This is a genomic window from Mesorhizobium sp. M0019 (genome assembly GCF_040323975.1).
Lineage (GTDB): Bacteria > Pseudomonadota > Alphaproteobacteria > Rhizobiales > Rhizobiaceae > Mesorhizobium.
The window spans coordinates 13545-29484 of sequence record NZ_JAMYVK010000045.1 but is presented as its reverse complement, the minus strand read 5'-3'; the positions used below and the strand labels follow the sequence as shown (position 1 = coordinate 29484).

12 protein-coding genes and 3 pseudogenes are annotated in these 15940 nt (G+C 61.0%); 11 read left to right on the top strand and 4 right to left on the bottom strand.

What is annotated here, in order from left to right; translation table 11 throughout:
- Positions 1-196: 196 nt before the first annotated feature.
- The 9 genes and pseudogenes from tssL to NKK47_RS26540 all read left to right on the top strand — a co-directional run.
- Complete coding sequence (gene tssL / locus NKK47_RS26580; RefSeq protein ID WP_352578835.1) at positions 197-1705, top strand: type VI secretion system protein TssL, long form; 1509 nt, start codon at positions 197-199, stop codon at positions 1703-1705.
- A 22-nt stretch (positions 1706-1727) separates the two neighbouring features.
- Positions 1728-5291 (top strand): type VI secretion system membrane subunit TssM, encoded by a 3564-nt coding sequence (gene tssM, locus NKK47_RS26575; RefSeq protein ID WP_352578834.1) that lies wholly within the window; start codon positions 1728-1730, stop codon positions 5289-5291.
- A gap of 57 nt (positions 5292-5348) precedes the next feature.
- Positions 5349-5705, top strand: coding sequence for a hypothetical protein (locus NKK47_RS26570; protein WP_352578833.1), 357 nt, complete (start codon positions 5349-5351; stop codon positions 5703-5705).
- A gap of 110 nt (positions 5706-5815) precedes the next feature.
- Positions 5816-5962: pseudogene (locus tag NKK47_RS26565) on the top strand (hypothetical protein); the annotation flags it as partial.
- Positions 5963-6190: 228 nt separating this feature from the next.
- Entirely contained in the window at positions 6191-6964 is a 774-nt protein-coding gene (locus NKK47_RS26560) for a PP2C family protein-serine/threonine phosphatase (protein ID WP_352455458.1), read from the top strand.
- Positions 6965-6969: 5 nt separating this feature from the next.
- The gene (locus NKK47_RS26555) at positions 6970-9558 is read left to right on the top strand and encodes a protein kinase domain-containing protein (RefSeq protein WP_352578832.1); all 2589 of its coding nucleotides are present in this window, start codon (positions 6970-6972) and stop codon (positions 9556-9558) included.
- Positions 9559-9666: 108 nt separating this feature from the next.
- Positions 9667-10077, top strand: a complete 411-nt coding sequence (locus NKK47_RS26550; RefSeq protein ID WP_352578831.1) for a DUF1036 domain-containing protein — start codon at positions 9667-9669, stop codon at positions 10075-10077.
- A complete protein-coding gene (locus tag NKK47_RS26545; protein ID WP_352578830.1) occupies positions 10074-12407 on the top strand; it encodes a M23 family metallopeptidase in 2334 nt (777 codons plus the stop codon). Before NKK47_RS26550 ends, NKK47_RS26545 begins: the two co-directional genes overlap by 4 nt.
- Positions 12408-12633: 226 nt before the next feature.
- Positions 12634-12807 (top strand): annotated as a pseudogene (locus NKK47_RS26540) (HU family DNA-binding protein); the annotation flags it as partial.
- Positions 12808-12848: 41 nt separating this feature from the next.
- Here NKK47_RS26540 and NKK47_RS26535 read toward each other — a convergent pair.
- The 3 genes and pseudogenes from NKK47_RS26535 to NKK47_RS26525 form a co-directional block, all read right to left on the bottom strand.
- A complete protein-coding gene (locus NKK47_RS26535) occupies positions 12849-13286 on the bottom strand; it encodes a TA system VapC family ribonuclease toxin (protein ID WP_352578829.1) in 438 nt (145 codons plus the stop codon).
- Entirely contained in the window at positions 13283-13510 is a 228-nt protein-coding gene (locus NKK47_RS26530; protein ID WP_352458399.1) for a CopG family transcriptional regulator, read from the bottom strand. The genes NKK47_RS26535 and NKK47_RS26530 overlap by 4 nt, the downstream gene beginning before the upstream one ends.
- A 146-nt stretch (positions 13511-13656) precedes the next feature.
- Positions 13657-13752 (bottom strand): annotated as a pseudogene (locus tag NKK47_RS26525) (cytochrome c biogenesis protein CcdA); the annotation flags it as partial.
- A 307-nt stretch (positions 13753-14059) separates the two neighbouring features.
- Between NKK47_RS26525 and NKK47_RS26520 the strand changes: the two are divergent.
- Positions 14060-14467: a peptidoglycan-binding domain-containing protein gene (locus NKK47_RS26520; RefSeq protein ID WP_352578828.1), complete on the top strand. Its 408-nt coding sequence runs from the start codon at positions 14060-14062 to the stop codon at positions 14465-14467.
- 94 nt (positions 14468-14561) lie between these two features.
- Here NKK47_RS26520 and NKK47_RS26515 read toward each other — a convergent pair whose 3' ends face one another.
- A complete protein-coding gene (locus tag NKK47_RS26515) occupies positions 14562-15098 on the bottom strand; it encodes an OmpA family protein (RefSeq protein ID WP_352578827.1) in 537 nt (178 codons plus the stop codon).
- Positions 15099-15284: 186 nt separating this feature from the next.
- Between NKK47_RS26515 and NKK47_RS26510 the strand changes: the two genes are divergently transcribed.
- Positions 15285-15878: a DUF6931 family protein gene (locus NKK47_RS26510; protein ID WP_352578826.1), complete on the top strand. Its 594-nt coding sequence runs from the start codon at positions 15285-15287 to the stop codon at positions 15876-15878.
- Positions 15879-15940: the final 62 nt, after the last annotated feature.

Here is a 15940-nt window from a genome sequence, read left to right as displayed (position 1 = left end):
CACATACGACAGTTCGCCAAGCGGGTAAGCCTGATTGACCTGGGGGTCTGCGGCAAATGTCACATTGCGGCGCCATAGTTTGTTGTAGCTCCGGACCGCCTTACCGGAAGGACCATTGCCTGCCCTATCCAGCCAGGAAAGATCTGGCGCCTCTCGCACGCGAGCGCGGACACTGCACGGCAGCGGCATATCGGCGATGAGCTCGAAGGACGATCCTTTCGGCCCGGTCGGCAAGACCGTCATCCGCACCAATCCACGACGCGGGCAGAATGCGAAATCAGCCGCAAACGAACCGATTGCGAAGGCCGTCGCGCCCCCGCATGTCAAGGAATCGACAGTTTTCGATCCTGACATAGGTCGGCATATGCCGCCGGACTGGACATCCGGAACCATTCTTTATCAGGGAGCATCGTCCGGTACAGCGGCCAGAGCCCAGGCGGCCGGGTCAAGGCCGAGCATTCAGCAGGAGGTGCTGCTCGGCGCCGCAGACACGGTAAAATATTCGACGGCAAATCCGATCCTCGCTGGGTCAGCACCGTTGCTCGTCCTGTTCGGGCATCTCAGGCTCGTGCCGGTCGAAAGACAGGCGGCGCCATTGGCCGAACATATCGCCGATGCGATCGAGAGGTTCGACTGGACGCTGGAGAAGTCAGGGGTTCCCGAAGAGGATGCGCGGATCGCGAAGTTTGCCCTTTGCGAAACGGCCGACGATCTTGTGGGCAACCTGCCTTGGGCCGGCGAGGACACCTGGGCACAGCACAGTATGCTGTCGCGGTTCTTTCACATCGAGCCCACCGGCGCCGGCTTTTACGAAGCACTGAATAAGGTGCTGGCCAATCCTGAGCCACACTTAGACCTGCTCGAGCTGATGCATGTCTGCCTATCCCTGGGATTTGAGGGCCAGTATCGTGGCCTGGCGCGCGACGATACCAGTCTCGAACGTGTGCGGCGCGACGTCTACGAGACGCTTCGCTACTTCAGGGCCCGCGCCGGAGAGGACATCTCCCCCCGCTGGCAAGGCATGGCCGCTATGATGGTGCCGTCTTCGACCCGCCTGCCGCTCTGGGGTGTTGCTGCAGCGGCGTCAGCCCTGGTGACGGCCGCGTTCTTCACGTTGCGGGCGTTCATGACCGATGAAGGCGATGCTGCAGCCAGACAATTGCTGGCGCTCAATCCCTCGACGCCTGTGACGATCGAGCGCGCCAGTGTGGAACCCCCACTTGCCAAACCGGTGACAGCCGCCTCGCCTGCCGTGACCGGCCAGATCGACCGCATCCGCTCAGCACTGTCCACGCAAGTCGAGCGCGGCGGGATGACCATCGGCACAAAAGGCGACTTCATCGTAGTGGAGATCAACAATCAATTGTTGTTTCAGCCAGGCAAGACCGAAGTGAAGCCCGAGTTTCTGCCACTGGCCACACAGATTGCCGCAGCCCTTGAGCACGAGCCAGGGCCAATCACGATCGTTGGCCACACGGATAATGTGAAACCACGGAAATCAAGCACGTTCAAATCGAATTTTGACCTTTCGGTCGCCCGCGCGAAGGCTGTTGAGACAATGATCGCCGCGAAGCTTAGCGATCCCTCGCGAGTAACCGCCGAGGGCAAGGGCGAAGATGAGCCAATTGCCGACAATGCGATGTCCGAGGGCCGCGCCAAGAACCGCCGTGTCGACGTGATGATCCCCAAGGAGGAAACGCTGTGAACACCGCCGGTGGGAAACGCCAATGATGCGTTGGCTGCCGCGGATATTCAGCACGGCCGCGTTGGCCGGTTTCGCGGCGGCGATCTGGTTTGCTGGACCTTTGATCCGCTTCGCCGATATCCGGCCGCTGGGACCTGTCTGGTTGCGCGCGATAATCATCGGCACGATCGTGGCGACCGCGGCCCTCGTTTACGCAGTGCGCGTCTGGCAGGTGAGAAAGGCACAAAAAGCGCTCGAGACGGTCGTTGCCCGCAACGACGGGGGCAATGACGATTCACCGGTGCTCGAGGCGCGCATGAGTGAGGCCATCGCAGCACTCAAGCGGTCGAGCGGCAAGCGCAGTTTCCTCTATGACATTCCCTGGTACATCGTCATTGGCCCGCCGGGCGCCGGCAAGACGACGGCACTGATCAATTCGGGTCTGAATTTTCCGCTCGCCGGTTCAGGAGACGCCCAGCCGGTGGCCGGTGTTGGCGGCACCCGCTCCTGCGACTGGTGGTTTACCGAAGAGGCCGTGCTGATCGACACGGCGGGACGCTACACCACGCAGGATTCCAATGCTGGAAGCGACAGCAAGAGCTGGCTTGCGTTTTTGTCACTGCTCAAGAAATACCGCACCAGACAACCGATCAACGGGGTTATCCTGGCCATCAGCCTTGCCGATCTCATCAGCCTCGATGACCAGCAGCTGGACGCCCATGTCGTTGAAATACGCAGTCGCCTGAGGGAGATCCACGAGACGCTGAAAATCCAGTTTCCGGTGTACCTGCTTTTCACCAAGGCCGATCTTGTTTCCGGCTTCATGGAGTATTTCGGCAGTTTCGAGGAGCCCCGCAGGCGCAAGGTCTGGGGCGCAACATTCCAGACCACCGACCGCAACAAGAACATGGCCCGTGAGGCTCCGGCCGAATTCGATGCACTGGCGAACCGATTGGCGGACGAGATAGCTGACCGCCTGCAGGAAGAGCCTGATCCGGTCTCGCGCATATCGATCTTTGGCTTTCCGGCCCAGTTTTACGCGCTCAAGGGCCGAATTGCCGGTTTCGTGACCAGCCTGTTCGATCCGGTCCGCAGCCAGGTGAATGTCAGCTTGCGTGGGCTCTACTTCTCGTCGGGGACCCAAGAGGGAACGCCGATCGATCAGGTGTTGGGCGCAATCGGCCGCAGTTTCGGCAACAATTCCCGCCCCCATCTGTCCGGGACCGGCAAGAGCTTCTTTTTGCACGACCTCCTGACTGATGTCATTTTCGCTGAATCCGGATGGGTTTCCTATGACCGAGCGACCGAGAAGCGGGCGGCGGTTCTCCGATATTGCGGCTTTGGCATCATAGCCTTGATCACAGCCATAGCCCTTGGCACGCTCGGGATGAGCTTCATGGCCAACCGCTCGCTGGCCGCCTCCACGACGCAGGCGATGGGCCAATATCGCGTGACAGCGGACGCCCTGCTCAAAAGCACGACGGTCACCGATGTCGACCTTGAAAACGTCATCGGGCCGCTCGACCAGTTGCGCAACATGCCGGCCGGTTTTGAAACCAGTGACTTACCGACCCCGATCGAGGAAACGGTCGGCCTTAGCCAGCGGGAAAGGCTTCTTTCGGCATCGACAACGGCCTACCGGCAAGCGCTGGAACGAATGTTGCGGTCGCGTCTGCTTGTTCAGGCGGAGCGGACCGTCCAGGCGACGATGGCTGAGCCCGCCGCGCTCTACGAACCGCTCAAGATCTACCTGATGCTCGGCGGCAAGGCACCCAAGGTCGATGACGCATTGATCATCTCCTGGATGAAGCAGGATTGGGAACAGAACCGGTATCCAGGCGAGAGCAACCGCGAAGGACGCGCGCAGCTCGAAAAGCACTTACGCGCCATGCTTGCGTTGGACGATGCCTATGATCCAGTTTTCGAACTCAACCAGCCGCTTGTGGAAGCCGCTCAGCGTTCGCTCGGACGTATGAGCCTTGCGGATCGCGCGTCAGCATTGATCAAGTCGGCGGTGTATGCGGCTGCGCTGGACGATTTTGCTGTCTCTCAAAAAGCTGGAACCGAAGCGCAGCTTGTGTTCGAGCGCGTCGATGGCGGCGATCTGTCGAAGCTTCGTATTCCCGGTCTCTACACCCATGCCGGATTCAACAACTTTTATCTCGGACAGCTTTCGCGCATTGCGCAGACACTCGACGACGACCAGTGGGTTCTGGGAGGTGGCGGCGAGCAAGGCGGCATCGATCAGGAGTTGCTCAAACTCGGCCCCGAACTTCTCGACCGCTACGGCAAGCAGTTCGCAGCCGCATGGAACAGCGTTCTCGATGGCTTGAAATTCAAAGCCATGCTGAACGACAAGCCGCACTATGTCGCGCTTTCCGCCGTTGCCTCACCAAGCTCGCCGATCGAACAGCTTTTTACTGCGATCGCCGAGGAAACAGCCCTGGCGCGCGACTCTGTCTCCGGCGAAGACTCGGGCACTGGGATGCAAGCTGGGACCGTTATGCGCCAGTCCCAGGACGCCGCAGACATGGCCAAGGGCCTGGCTCGCATCGGCATTCAAATTAGCTCCGCAAAATCGCAAAGCCGTGCTGGTACCGGGTCCGCGAAATTTCAAACCCAGAGCCCTGGGGCAAACATCGAAGCTCAGTTCAGGTCCTTCCAGGCTCTGGTAAGCGGGCCTTTTGGACACCGACCGATCGATGCGCTGACCCAGAATTTTCGCGATATCCACCAGAGCCTGCAACTGGCAACCGAGGTCCCTTCGCAGACGGAACATGTCAACGCCAACCTGCAGCTGCAGATAGCCACCCTTCGCGCCAATGCATCGCGTCTGCCCAAGCAACTCGGCAGAATAGTCAACGCAACCGCAGACGAATTTGAGGGCAACGCGGCTGAAATTTCGTTGACGAATTTGAACGAGATGCTCGACCAGGCCGTCACGCAGACCTGCGAGGAGGCGGTCAACGGCCGCTACCCCTTCGCCGGCGATGGTGCCAAGGATATTGCGATGGCGGACTTCGCCAAGTTGTTCTCTCCGGGCGGCCTGATGGATCGGTTCTTCGCACAAAACCTTGCTTCCTTGATTGACATGAGCGGCCAGGACTGGAGCTGGAAACAGAATGCGCGCTTTGGACGCGACCTGTCGAAGTCGACGCTGAAAAACTTTCAGCTGGCTGCGGAAATCCGCGGCGCATTTTTCCCTTCGGGCGGGTCAATGCCGTCGGTCAACCTGACCTTTACCCCGTTCTCGCTGAACGGTGATGCAGATACTGCGGTGCTCGACGTCGATGGCCAGATCGTCCAGAGCAACCAGGCGGGTAACACGCCAAGCACTGTGTCCTGGCCGACCGGTGCGGCCTCGACATCCGCCAGTCTGAGGCTGATGCCAGAAATGCCGGGCCGCGAATCCGCAATCAGGTTCGAAGGGCCGTGGTCGCTCAAGCGGTTGCTGGACAAGGCGACGATCACCAGCAAAGACGGCTCTGTTGAGGCGCGCTTCGTAATCGGCGGACGCGACGTCAGCTATACGATCCAGACCGGTTCCGGACCCAGCCCCTTCCTCCTTCCCGCACTTTCTGCATTCAGCTGTCCGAAGGCGTTTTGAGAGGATTTGAGCCTCACCTGGTGAGCTTTCCCATGACGCAGGTTCACACACAACGCAATGGTCTCGGGCTCCGTTGACAGCCTTCAGCAGCCTCGGACCCCCTATATCTCGCCCCAACGCCTGTCGAAGGCCCTAGGTGTGAAGATTGCCAATCTGGCGCAGCTGACAGGCGTCCATCGAAATACGTTGCGCAACCCTTTATCCGAGCGCCTGTGGGGCAGGATGCGCGAAATGGTGAAAGTGATCTCGGCGGCGACGGAACTCACTGGCGATATTGACACGGCCTTTTATTGGTATCGCAACGAGCCGATCGGCGACTATGGGCATCGCACGGCGGCCGAACTTGTCGCCAACGGCCAAGTCGAGGCGGTTCTCGCGTTTGTTCGCGATCTTGAGAATGGCGCGCGCGGGTGAAAATCTCTCGCGGCGGTCCCGACGAAATCTTTCATCGCTACAACACCCAAATGGGCCTTCCTCCCGACCAGCGGTGCGGGCGCAGCTTCCGAAGATGACGCTTCAATCGGCCAGGGGTCGAAGCGCTGTATCTGTCGCGAGCACCCCAGACAGCGCTCGAGGAATATAAGCAAGGCGCCAGTATCACGCCGCCGGCGACGCTCGCTACCTACGATCCCGATAACCGCCTCCCGCACAATCAGTCGTCGTGGTCGTAATCCGCCAGTGCCTGCTGCAAAGACTACAATCCGCTATTGGGTTCAATGATGACAGCCACGTTCCGCCTCGCGTCGTCAATGACCCTCGCCATCAAGGCTCTTCCGAAAAGCGTCACGCGCTCAAAGCTAAATTTCGGTACTTTAATATTGCAGCATATGGCAAAGTGGCGCTAGCGAGCGCCTGAGAGTGCGCTGCAGAGGACGCTTCGAGAAGCGCTTGGTGGCAAGTTGAGCGATGTCGCCCTTTCCTTTGAAAGCTTCGGCGTGAGCCACAATGGCTGTGTCCGTGAGCACAATGAAGACAACTATCTGGTCGAGCCACGGACCGGCCTGTGGGTGGTGGCCGACGGAATGGGTGGGCATGAAGCCGGAGAGGTCGCTTCAGCCAGCATTGTCGATCATCTGGCCACGATCGGCATTGCCAGTTCCGCCCCGGATCTTCGTGCGCGCTTCGAGGACAGGCTGAGCCGCGCCAACGCCGAGATCCGCAAGATATCCGAATCCCGCGGCATAACCATCGGCTCCACCGTTGCCGCCCTGTTGGCGATGGATGGGCGATTTGCCTGCCTGTGGGCAGGCGACAGCCGGGTTTATCTGATCCGCAACGCCTCGATCTCGCAGATATCGAAGGACCACACCGAAGTTCAGGAACTTCTCGACCGCGGTATGATCAGCGCAGCCGAGGCGCTCACCTGGCCGCGCCGCAATGTCATCACGCATGCGGTAGGCGTGAGCGACGAAATCGTCATCGATTTCCAGCAAGGGGAAATCATGCCGGGAGACATCTTTGTGTTGTGCACCGATGGGCTGACGGCGCATTTGACCGATGCCGAAATCGGCGCCGCGGTCGTGACTGCAACACCTCAGGCGGCCTGTGAGGCTCTGCTGAAAACGGTGCTGGAGCGAGGCGGGACAGACAATGTCACGATTGTGCTGGTAAAATTCGCAAACAGAAGCAATGGACACCCCCCCTACCCTGATCTGTCCAGAGCGGAGGGTTGAGGCCGATGAGCGCCGACGACAAGACGCGAATATCGCCGCAGCTGGCCAACACCGCCGTCGGCACGCAGCTCAGCGGCATCTACGAACTTGACGAGCGGATCGCATTCGGCGGCATGGGTGAGGTCTACCGCGGCCACAACATCCAGACTGGCGACCATGTCGCGATCAAGATCGTCCTGCCCGAATTTGCCCGTGACCCGACGATCTTGTCCTTGTTCCGCAAGGAAGCGTCAATCCTCAATCACCTCTCGCATGATGCGGTCGTGAGATATCACGTCTTCACGATCGATCCAGGGATCGGTCGTCCCTATCTTGCGATGGAATTCGTCGACGGCGAGTCGCTATACGACATCATCCGACGTGGCCCGATGCCGACTGAAGAGGTACGCAAGCTCTGCCATCGCCTCACGTCGGGTCTGAGCGCCGTGCATGAAGCGGGAGCAATTCACCGCGATCTCTCCCCGGACAACATCATCTTGCCGGGAGGTCGGGTCGATCGCGCCAAGATCATCGATTTCGGAATCGCGCGATCGGCGACCGTCGGCGGTGAGACCCTGATCGGCGGAAAATTCGCGGGAAAGTACAACTACGTTTCCCCCGAACAGCTTGGGCTATACAGCGGCGATGTCAGCGAGCAGTCCGACATCTACAGCCTGGGGCTGGTGCTGGTTGCCGCCCTGCGCGGCAAGCCGATCGACATGAGCGGGTCGCAATTCGAGATCATCGAAAAGCGCCGGACCGTGCCCGACCTGTCCGACATCGACGCCGATTTTCGCGGCATTGTTGAAGCCATGCTGCAGCCGGATCCGCGAGACCGCCCGGTGAGCATGGCGGAAATCGCCAGGATGACGCGTGACGAGGACGAAGGGACAACGCCGCCGACGTTTACCCCAAACCGCGACAGGCCGGGTTTGCCACGAGCGGGGCAAACCCTTGCGCCCGATCCGAAGGCCTCATCCCCGCAATCCAATGTCTTGGGCCATGACGCGCCTTTGGCAGGCTCGGGCGGGCAGCGCTTTGTCCCGCATGTCCGGCCAGCGCTTTTGTCCGAACCGCGGGCCTCACCGGTCGCCGCGCCGCCACGTGCGGTCGTGGGCGCTGTTCCCGGCAAATACACAAAGGGCCGAGCCATCGCAATCTCTGCCTTCGCGACATTGGCACTGGCCTCAGCTGCCGGCCTTTATTTCAGCGGCTTTACAACGCCCCCCGCGCCGAGCGCCGGCAAGACCTCGCTTTCCGCGCCAGAGCCACCACAACCTACACCACAAGCAACAATGCCTGTCCCCGAAGCATCAATTCCTGAGGCAGAGGCATCAAAGCCGCTGGCGACGGACAATGTTGCGGACTCCCCTGAGCCGCTACAGGAAGTTCCAGCCCCAAAGCCGCAAACGGAGGCCACATTAGCGCCAGCCGAAAATCAGGCGGAGGCCGCCGCGGCTCGAACGCCGCCGCCGGCAGCGTCGCCCAAGATGCTCCCGAAACCCGAGGAAACGTCGATGCCGTCGGCAAGTGGGGCGCAACCGCCCGCGGAAAACGCAACGCCATCAGTTCAGCCCGATACGCCCCCGCCGCCTGCCAAGATTGCTCCCGCCCTCCCGCCGGTCGAAAAAGCTCCGACGGCGCCCGCGACCCAGTCAGGTGCCGCGGCGAGCCAGAAGCCTGAACATCAGGCAAGCCACCAGGCGGAGGCGGAACCGGCCACGCCCGCCCCCAAACCGGCTGCAGACCAGGCAGATGCGACGAACGCACAGGAGCAGCAGGCCGACCTCCCGCCGGCCAAACACCAGGCAAGCCGGCCGGCGAAGGCGATACCAGCAGCGCCCGTTCCAGAGCCGGCTGCACGCCAGGCGGATGCGACGAGGGCAAAGGAGCAGCAGGCCGACTTGCCGGCGGCCAGAGAACCAGACCAGGCCATTGTCGCCCTGAACCTGCCTAAGCCAGAAGTTGCCCCGGTAATCGACGATATAGCGCAACGTGTCTCGTGGGTTCGCGACTTCAGCGGCGGCGACTGTTTCTACGCCGCCGTGACTTCGATAACCGACAAGACCGCTGCCATCGAAGGATTTGGAACCGCGGTCCAGCCATTCGAGCAGATGCTGGCTGATTTCCAGGCAAAGTTCCACGTTGAGCCGGACATCAACGTGCGCCTCATTGAGCCGAGCCAGTGCGAAGTCACCAACTTCCTGCGCTTTCTGGGGCAGGCTGCTGGCGACAAGCCGCAGCTTGTTCTCGATCGAACATCGGTGCCAAATGGTACGCCGATCAGCGGTACGCTGGTGACGCGTGGCGGGCTCATTTCCAGCGTGCTGCTGATCGACCACAAAGGCATGATGTTCAACCTCGATGACCGCATGGTCGTTCAATCGGACAAGGCCACCTTCAGCATCCCGATCGGTCTCGGCGCCGCCGACAGGGCTGCAGGCAAGGCCGTGCCGCAGATCATCATGGTGATCACCGGCCCCCAGGATATCCAGGCGGCTGCGTTCTCCACGCCAATGCCAGCCTCGCAGCTGTTGCCCAAAATTCTCGAGGAAATCGAGGCCAACGGATCCAAGTTCTCGGCCAGTGCCAAGTATTTCCGGCTCGGCGGGTAGCATGGGCGTCCGATGGAACCACGTAGCTCGCGTCTGCCCCGCTCGTCGTCTGACCTGCCCGTAAAGCAGCGTGGTCGGCTTCGGACCTTGCTTGCCTCGAGGGGTCGCATGAGGCTTGCGGTCGTTTCGGCCGCCGCGTTGCTGGCCGTGCTCTCATGCAACGAAGCGCGCGCCGAATTCACGGTGTGCAATCAGACGCTCGACGTCGTCAACCTCGCCGTCGGCCAGGAGGTCGATAATGCCAACCAGACCGATGGCTGGTGGACCATCGGCGCAAATCAGTGCGTGAACGTCATCCGCGAGGAACTGACGAACCGCTACATCTACCTCTACGCCACTGACGTTTTCGGCCACGCCATCCTGACCGGATCGACCGAAATGTGCATTGAGCGGCGACGTTTCTCGATACGCGGCATCGACGAATGCTGGCAGCGCGGCCATATTGCCGCGCGATTTGTTGAAGTCGATACGCTTGAACAGGTGCGGTGGACATTTTTCCTGAGCGGAAGCAGTCCGTGACGCACGCTATCGACACCAGCTTCAAGGAAAAGAAGCAAGCACGCGCTGCCCTTCGCCGGCGCACGTTTTGGCGCAGGCTTCTTGCCGGCTTCGCCACGGTTTTCCTGTGTTCGATTGCCGCCGGCTTCTATCTCACCGCAAACTATTGGTCGTTTGGCGACGAAGACGAGGAGCTGCATGCGGTCGAAGGAGCCGACGATGTGCCCGCTGATGCCTCTGTTTATGTGCCTGCCATTATCGGCCTGGCGGGGGACCCAATGTGGATCACGCTCGCACCCGATAACGGCGCAGCAACGAAAGGCCACGTGATTCCGCGTCCGGCAGAACTCGACCAGGCCGGGGTTTCGCCACAGATCGAGATCCTGTCCGACGTCATGCTTAGCGCCAGCGAGAAATTCATGACGACGATACCGTCGACGCAGGAGGATTTTGCATTCTTCCAGGCGCAACGAAAGACCGCCCCCGCGCCCTCCAGCGATCTGCAGAACGATCTTGAGCCATCTCCTGGCGCGGGTGAGCCCGCGCCTGCTGCCGATCAACTGGCCGAAGCCGACGACCCGGGGGCCGGCTGGGGTGAAACAATCGATGCAGGCGATGCAGCTCTTCCGGCGTTCCACAAGACCCAGATCGAAAACAACACCAGCGTCGCAACTGTGACGAACGAATATCAGCGGTTTGAGGCGACGGAAGACACGTTCGTGAAGATCCTCAACGATCGCAGTCTGGATAGCGTTGCGCTCGATGCACATTTCTCCGCCGACGACGCCAAGCAGGCAGGCGAGGCGCTGAAGGCCCTCTTCGGCCGGGACGGCCTGGAACCGGGGTATGTCGTGGCCATGCGTGGATACCGGCCCAACCGCGAGACGACAACGATGTCCCTCATGCAGGTGTCGATCTACGCCAAGAACGTCTTTGTCGGTACGCTGACGCATAATGCCGCGGGCGTGTTGGTATCGGGCGTTGACCCTTGGGTACGCGAAGATCTGTTCAACTACTCGGGCGCGCCGGCGGAAGGCGGCCACAAAAGGCAGTATCGTCTGCTCGACGCGATCTACTCGACTGCGGCACGCAACAGCGTTCCAACCGGCGTGATCGGCGAAGCCATCATGTATCTGTCGAGAGGACAGGATCTGGATGCCTTTGCAAGCGAGGACCAGCGTCTTGTGCTGATCTATTCTCAGTCGCCGCGCGGCAAGGACGAAGGCGCCGGCCGCGTGCTGTATGTTGGTGTCCAGGGCACGACAAAAAGTCTCGACTGTTTCGTCTTCCAGCAGGGTGATGGCCAGTTTGCATGCGTGACAGGCGACGATCAGGTCCGTTCGCTGACGGTCACCAATGGCATGGTCACACCGGTCAACGGGGTCTTGACCTCGACCTTCGGGCCGCGCAAGCATCCAATTCTAGGCACCGTTCGCATCCACAAGGGCGTCGACTGGGCGGCGCCGGTCGGCACGCCGATCGCAGCCGCCTTCGATGGCGAAATCAGCTTCCAGGGCGATGGGGGCGGCTACGGCAATCTAGTCAAGGTTTCGCACGGAAGCGGGCGCGAGACGCGCTATGCGCATATGCAGAAATTCGCAATCGAGGGCGGCGTCGGCAGCAAGGTGAAGGCTGGCGACATCATTGGCTATATCGGCACCACCGGCCTTTCGACCGGACCGCATTTGCATTTCGAACTCTATCAGAATGGCGCGGCGATCGACCCACTGGGCACGGTTACCGCGGTCGCTTCGGATCTTTCCGCCGTGGAAACGCTCACCGACCGTATCGTTCATGTCGAAAGTGGCGGCAGCGCCCGTGCCAAGAACCCAAATTCTTCAGCGACCGGCGCCGGCCAATTCATCACAAAGACCTGGATCCGGATGATGAACACTTACCGCCCCGAACTTGCACGCACACTCTCGACTGCCGACCTGCTCGCCCTGCGATATGACGCCACGATCTCGCGCGAGATGGTTCGCAATCTGGCGCGAGAAGGCGAAGCCTATCTTCGGGCGCGCGGCCACCAGATCACAGCCGGCCGGCTCTATCTCTGCCACTTTCTCGGCATGGAGGGCGCGCATCAGGTGCTGTCGGCATCGGGTTCCGCGCAATTGAGCGCCGTGCTCGGGTCAGCCGTCATTCAGGCCAATCCCTTTCTGACGGGCAAGACCGCCAGCTATGTCGCGGACTGGGCCGAAAGAAAGATGGGTCGCAAGCTGAGCCCAGCCACAACCACGGCGGGCCAGCAGACGACGACCACCACGGAGGTCCGGCAGACGTCGCCCGAGTTCGCAAAGTACAAACAGGTGATCACGGCGATGCTGAGCTCTGTTCAGAATGCGCTTTGAGCCTGTGCATGGCCCCGGCAAATCGTAACCGCTTGGGTGCACGCAGACGACCGGTTTTCGGTCCAACGAGTGCTGTACTTCGACCTTGTTAGCAGATGTTTTTCTGGTCTGCGCACTATCGAACCGTGGCCAAGATCACGTACGCCACGGCGGTTGTATTCGTCACGTTCTGCAAGAATGGCCGGCTATTTTCGAGTAGAAGCGTCCGGCACCGAGAGAATTCAAGGCGATCGCTGATGCGGCCGATGGCGGTGCTGAGCCGAGCCTGCCCGGTGTCGGCAAGTTCAAGGTGAAGGAAACACCTGAACGCGAGGGCCGCAACCCGTCGACGGGCGCGACCATCAAGATCTCCGCCTCGAAGAAGCTGTCCTTCACGCCGGCTAAGGCCACCAACGGCTGATCCTTTGCCGGTATGTACCCTGACACAAAGACCCCCGCGGTCTACCTTGTGGGGATCAGGTGCAGTGTAGTCTTCCCGGCCTTCACCGCCGCCCCCGACAGCTTGCGGTCAAAGCTCGCAAGTTGGCCGCCATGCGCCTTGGCGAGCGCAAGAAGATAGGTATCGGTGACCTGTGCCGAGGTCAGGATTTTCGCCGCATCGATGTCGCCGGAGCCAACCAGGCTCACATCGTCGGACCAGAAGCTGTGCCCATGCAGGGCTCGCAACTTGGTGACGACTTGCGCAACGATGGCGGGCGAACCGGGAGAATTAGGATATTTTTGGTTGCCGACGATGCGCAGGACGCCGTTTTCGGTGATGGGGCAGGTAGCCCATGCGGCATGACCGGTCTCTTCGAACCAGCCATGCGCGTCGTCATGGGCGACATGGCCAGGATCGATCAGCGCGATCAGCACATTGACATCGAGCAGGAAGGTCACAGCAACTCGTCTCGCAAGGCATTGACCGTCTCAAGCGTGACAGGAGGTGCATCCGGCCGAGGCGACAATAGAGGAATCCCGTTGCGCTCGCCGCCGGCTTGTGGCCGGCGCAGCGAGCGCCGGGCGAGATCGGTGATGACCTCGCCGAGGCTGCGATCCTGCTGCCGGGCCATGGCCTTGGCCGCGACCAGGACGTCGTCATCGATCGCCAGTGTCGTTCTCATGTCGCCCTCCTTGGCGCGCATCAAACATCACGCATCATATAGAGTAGCGACGACGGATACTCAAGCGGTACAATCGCGCACGAAATGGAGGCTCGATCCCGCCGCCGATAAGCGGGCCTTCCGACCGGCGCCGCATCCCTTGCGAGACCGGCGACATACGAAACATAGCCCGGCACCAGCGGCAGCATGCAGGGCGAAAGAAACGACACGATGCCCGTCGCGAAGGCGGCCAGCCCGCCGATATTCGAATTCGGGCATTGGTCAGCACCACCCCATCGTTGGGTTCATGCTCATTATCGACCAGTTTCCGAACGGTCGCTTCGCCGCTGTGGCGCGGCTGAGCATCGATAAGTTGAACACGCCCAAAGCCCAAAACTAACAGATCGCGGCGCGCGATGAGGACCAGGCGAATGCCAGCTCGGATTCTGCGGTGCGCACATCGGTCGGCGTTTCGGACCAGGTAAGCAAACAGCGGGCACCGAATTGACAGAAAGTGCGATCGGTCTTGACCGCCAAAGCCGCATCGACCTGCAACTGCGCATCGAGGGGTTGGGCAACGAACTTGGCCGCATCGACGGAAACATAGGTCCGCAGACCCGCCGGGCGATCGGCATCTGGCAAGCCAAGAATGGTCTTCCGCCGACCACCTATCTGCCGCGCGAGCAACTTGCATTCCTCGTGGTTCGGACAGATCCGACGATGGAAGCCGTGCGTGCCGGATATACTGCCGATCAAGCCCGTACGACGCAGCCGAAAAAGCAGGTTGCGCAGAAGGTCCGCACCCAGCGGCCGGTGGCGCAGAAACCCCGCAAACAACAGCAGGTCGTTCAGAAACGGCGCTTCCGCAAGACCGTGGTGCGGCGGGACGATCCTCCGCCGCCCCAGGATAACGACTTCCTGACCAAGGCGTTGCTCTTCGGCTCCGGTGTGGTGGTGGGCGGCGTGCTCAAGAACTGACCGGGGTCGTTCCAAGCCTATTCGCCTGACTGCCGCTGCGCTTGCCACTCAGTTCCTGACGCACTGCTGCACAGTTTCAGGCGGCATCCGTACGCTACTCGGCCTTTATACGCATTTCCACGCGGCGGTTGACGGCGTCGTATGGATTCGGGCTACGCGGATGCGCTTCGCCCAACCCGATCGCGTTGATGCGGTCAGCCTCGATGCCACTGGATGTGAGGAAGGACGCCACCGATTGCGCTCGTCGCTGCGACAGCCGCTCATTGTAGTGCGCCGGACCGGAAGCGTCGGTGTAGCCTTCGACGACGAAGTGGAAAGTACTGATCCGGCTGTCCTTCAGGGCCTTGGCATACTCCTCGAGTTCAGCGCGTGCGGTCGCGTCGAGTTCGGCCGAATCCAGCCCGAAATTGATCAGCATGTCGAGACTGGATTTGTCGGCCGGCCCCTCTTTTGCCTTGGTCTTGCTCTTGCACTGCTCCTCCGTGCCGACACAAATCCCCCGAGACTTGCCGAGGTCGGCCGCGCCAGCAAAAAACTTGACGATGTCTTCTGATTTCTGGACAGGGTCGGCGGAAACATGGGTCGAGAAAGCCACGACCGCCAACACCAAGGGTGAACTGGCCCACCGCATAGCGGTTACTCCTGTTGAGCATCCGATATTACCAAGCGTGAATATACCACATTCCCACGCGTTTGTCTGTCAATAAACGCCGAGCCTGGCTGTGTCGGCCGATCTCCCGTCCCCACGAGTTGAGACTTGACCGGCGCCACGCCGGGGGCTTGAGTACCGACTGGTCCTCGATGAAGGCGTGGCGTCATGGCCAATGGGCTCCGATTCAAAACGGCACGGGATCTTTTTGTGGCTTGTCCCGCTGTCGCCAGAGACATGAGAGCCCTTCCAACCGAGCAGCGTTCGATCGAGTTTTGCCGCGATCTCCTCGCCGGGCCCATTCCCGAAGAGGCGATCACGTTTTGTGCCTACCTGCTTCCTGATCGGGCTGCGGTCTGGTGGGCCCATGAATGCCTGGGGCATCTGAGCGAGCTGCTCGATAAGACAGATCAAGAGCTGCTCGCGCTTGTTCGCGACTGGGTCAGCGAACCGGACAGTCCCCGCCACCGCGCCGCAGTAAGCGAGGCTGCGGCAACCCCGCCGGCAACGCCGGGCGCCTGGATTGCCTTGGCTGCGGAATGGCGTGACAATGGTTTTGGCGTTGCCGGATCTGTCGTCGGCGCAGCCGCGCCAACGGCCTTGCCGCGACATCCTGCCGCCCATGCAGTCAATGCCGGTGTTCTAGCAGGGCTGGCGCGCGTCGCACTGGCGGACCGCTTTGGCGTTCTCTCCGCCTTTGTTGAAATGGGCCTGCAGTTGGCCGAGATCGAGGCGCAGCGCCAATCGGCTGATGCGTATTAGACCCGAACCATTCCAATAGACGCAGCTCCATGGTCTTGTTTGACCAGGGGTTTTCGAACCGA

Bases quoted from the DNA above. Each gene is read 5' to 3' on its own strand.
- NKK47_RS26510 (WP_352578826.1), top strand. From the start codon at position 15,285: ATGGCCAATGGGCTCCGATTCAAAACGGCACGGGATCTTTTTGTGGCT.
- tssL (WP_352578835.1), top strand. From the start codon at position 197: ATGAGCTCGAAGGACGATCCTTTCGGCCCGGTCGGCAAGACCGTCATC.
- NKK47_RS26555 (WP_352578832.1), top strand. From the start codon at position 6,970: ATGAGCGCCGACGACAAGACGCGAATATCGCCGCAGCTGGCCAACACC.
- NKK47_RS26570 (WP_352578833.1), top strand. From the start codon at position 5,349: ATGGTCTCGGGCTCCGTTGACAGCCTTCAGCAGCCTCGGACCCCCTAT.
- tssM (WP_352578834.1), top strand. From the start codon at position 1,728: ATGATGCGTTGGCTGCCGCGGATATTCAGCACGGCCGCGTTGGCCGGT.
- NKK47_RS26550 (WP_352578831.1), top strand. From the start codon at position 9,667: ATGAGGCTTGCGGTCGTTTCGGCCGCCGCGTTGCTGGCCGTGCTCTCA.
- NKK47_RS26515 (WP_352578827.1), bottom strand. From the start codon at position 15,098: ATGCGGTGGGCCAGTTCACCCTTGGTGTTGGCGGTCGTGGCTTTCTCG.
- NKK47_RS26530 (WP_352458399.1), bottom strand. From the start codon at position 13,510: ATGAGAACGACACTGGCGATCGATGACGACGTCCTGGTCGCGGCCAAG.